Source organism: Methylobacterium sp. WL18 (assembly GCF_008040015.1).
Classification (GTDB): Bacteria; Pseudomonadota; Alphaproteobacteria; order Rhizobiales; family Beijerinckiaceae; genus Methylobacterium; species Methylobacterium mesophilicum.
In genome coordinates this window covers 1-2,659 of the sequence record NZ_VRVD01000643.1, presented here as the reverse complement: position 1 = coordinate 2,659, position 2,659 = coordinate 1, and the positions used below count along the sequence as shown (strand labels likewise).

The 2,659-nt window shown below is 71.4% G+C and carries 3 protein-coding genes; all 3 read left to right on the top strand.

What is annotated here, in order from left to right; translation table 11 throughout:
• Positions 1-118 precede the first annotated feature (118 nt).
• The 3 genes from FV228_RS26295 (at position 119) to FV228_RS26285 (ending at position 2,641) form a co-directional block, all read left to right on the top strand.
• Positions 119-484, top strand: a complete 366-nt coding sequence (locus FV228_RS26295) for a response regulator (RefSeq protein ID WP_147857222.1) — start codon at positions 119-121, stop codon at positions 482-484.
• A gap of 537 nt (positions 485-1,021) precedes the next feature.
• Positions 1,022-2,113, top strand: a complete 1,092-nt coding sequence (locus FV228_RS26290) for a PAS domain S-box protein (RefSeq protein ID WP_187277920.1) — start codon at positions 1,022-1,024, stop codon at positions 2,111-2,113.
• A gap of 96 nt (positions 2,114-2,209) precedes the next feature.
• Positions 2,210-2,641, top strand: coding sequence for a SufE family protein (locus FV228_RS26285; RefSeq protein WP_147857220.1), 432 nt, complete (start codon positions 2,210-2,212; stop codon positions 2,639-2,641).
• The last annotated feature ends 18 nt before the right edge of the window (positions 2,642-2,659 follow it).

The window sequence follows — 2,659 nt, the reverse complement described above, 5'->3', positions numbered from 1 at the left end:
CCCTGGACCTGACCAACCTGCCCGACACGGCCGCGGCGGCGTTCCGGCGCGCCGGCATCGCCCCGCACGCCCCGTTCGACGCCACCCCCGCTCTCTGATCCCAGGACCGCGCCCCACCATGGCCACCGTTCTCGCCGTCGACGATTCGCCCAGCATCCGGCAGATGATCAAGATCGTGCTGAGCCCCGCCGGCCACACGGTGATCGAGGCCGCGGACGGCGCCGAGGGTCTCGCCAAGGCGAAGGCCGGGGCGATCGACCTGGTGATCACCGACCTCAACATGCCGGTGATGAACGGCATCGAGATGATCCGCCAGCTGCGCACCGTGCCGGTCTGCGCGGGCGTGCCGATCCTGTTCCTGAGCACGGAATCGGACGAGTCGGTGAAGCAGCAGGCGAAGTCCGCCGGCGCCACCGGGTGGATCACCAAGCCGTTCAAGCCGGAGCAGCTCCTGGCGGTGGTCTCGAAGCTGGTCCGGGCCTGAGCCGCGCCCGCGCCCCGTGTGGGCGAAGATGCGCACAGATCGGCCCTCATAGGGCGCGACGAACCCCCTCTCCCGTTCGGGCTGGCGGATTCACAGATCGGTCTGGGCAACACGGTCGGAGGATCAGGCGCGGGTCCCCTCTCCCGCACGGGAGAGGGAGCCGGTCGCGCTCCGTCCCGAGCGGCGGTGTCCGATGCAGATCCGTGAACATCGTAGCGCACGGGAGAGGGGATCCGCGGCTCGGCCGTTAAGGCGTGGATCGGCCGGCCCGCGCGTGAGCGGGGGCGCGCTGCGGCCTGCACGAACGATGCACCCCACATCCCGTGTCGACGGCAGCGCGGCCGGACGAGGAACGTGCGTGCAGCCCCCCAAAAAGCCCCCGCCCCCCGCCGCGTGCGGGAATCCACAGGTCCGTGTGGATGACGGCGGCAGCGGCAACGTGGGATCGGAACGGGGACCCGACCGGCACGTTGACCGGCGCAATCACGAACCAATCACGGCGTCTCACACAGTTCGACACAGCGGGTCGGGTACAGAATGGGCGGTCAGCCACCAGGGTCCGGAATGGCTGCGCCGCCGGCGGCGGACCAGGCGGGAGATCCTTCGCACGGGGCTGCGGTGACGGGCAGCGTCGCGTTGAGCGACAGCTTCCGGCGGTTCGCCGACGTGGTGCCGCTGATGCTGTGGCGCTCGGACGAGAACGGCCACGCGGTGCACCACAACGAGTGCTGGCTGGACTTCACCGGCCGGCCCCTCGAGGAGGAGCTGAGCGTCGGCTGGCGCAGCGGCCTGCACCCGGAAGATTTCGAGCGCCACGCCCAGATCGTCTCGGAGGCCTTCGCGGCGCGCTCGCCGTTCACGGTGGAATTCCGGCTGCGGCGGCACGACGGCGTCTACCGCTGGCTGCTCGACACCGCCCGCCCGCTGGTGGAGGACGGCCGCTTCCAGGGCTATCTCGGCTCCTGCTTCGACATCACCGACCGCAAGCACGCCGAGGAGCATATCGAGCAGGCGCTCGCCGAGAAGGAGGCGCTGCTCGCCGAGGTCTACCACCGGGTCCGCAACAACCTGCAGGTGATGGTCAGCCTGATCGGCCTGTATGGGCGGGCCGCCCCGGAACCGTGCCGCGGCAGCTTCGAGGCGCTGGGCCAGCGGGTGCGGGCGATCGCCCTGGTGCAGCAGCACCTGCACGAGGCGCCCCACATCGCGTCGATCGACCTGCACGACTACCTGCATCGCCTGGCCTCGGGCCTCGGGCAGCTGCGCCGGGCCGGACGGATCGGCGTGCAGGTCGGCGGCTCCGGCACCGGGCTGGTCGAACCGCGCACCGCCAACGCGCTCGGCATGATCGTCGCCGAGATCGTGGCCGAGTGCCTGGACGCCACCGCCGAGCACGTCGCCTGCTCGATCGCCATCGAGATCGAGCGCGCGGAGGGGCAGCCGCTGCGCGTCTCGATCGTCTCCGGGGTCAGCGAGATGGCCGCCACCGGACGGTCCAACATCCCCAAGCTCGGGCCGCGCCTGATCGCGGCCTACGCGGCCCAGGCCGAGATCCAGGTCGCGGGCGATGCCAGCACGGCCACGCCCCTGATGCTGACCCTGCCGCCGACGCAGCCGCCGGAGACCTGATCCCCGGCGCCGCGCCCCCTGGCGGATCGCGCGGGAGTCGCCAGATCTCCCCCAGCGCCGTATAGCGGCCCCGCCCAAGTCCGGATCCGGTCCACCATGGTTCCCCCGATCGACACCATCGTCGAGAATTTCGCGTTCATCGACGATTGGGAAGAGCGTTACCGCTACCTGATCGAACTCGGCCGCGCCCTGCCGCCGCCGGACCCGGCGCTGCACGCCGAGGCCAACAAGGTCCAGGGCTGCGCCAGCCAGGTCTGGATCGACCTCGACGTCGACCGCTCGGACTCGGAGCCGCGCCTGCGCATGCGCGGCGACAGCGACGCCCACATCGTGCGCGGCCTCGTGGCGCTGATGATCGCGCTGTTCGACGGAAAGCCCCTGCGCGAGGCCGCCGAGACCGACGCCTTCGCGCTCTACACCAAGCTGGGCCTGGGCGAGCACCTGACCCCGCAGCGCTCCAACGGCGTGCGCGCCATGGCCGACCGGGTGCACCGGGATTCGGTGCGGTTTTTGGGGGCCGAGGGGTAGGGTGCGGGGCTGGGCGCC

Bases quoted from the DNA above. Each gene is read 5' to 3' on its own strand.
- FV228_RS26295 (WP_147857222.1), top strand. From the start codon at position 119: ATGGCCACCGTTCTCGCCGTCGACGATTCGCCCAGCATCCGGCAGATG.
- FV228_RS26290 (WP_187277920.1), top strand. From the start codon at position 1,022: ATGGGCGGTCAGCCACCAGGGTCCGGAATGGCTGCGCCGCCGGCGGCG.
- FV228_RS26285 (WP_147857220.1), top strand. From the start codon at position 2,210: ATGGTTCCCCCGATCGACACCATCGTCGAGAATTTCGCGTTCATCGAC.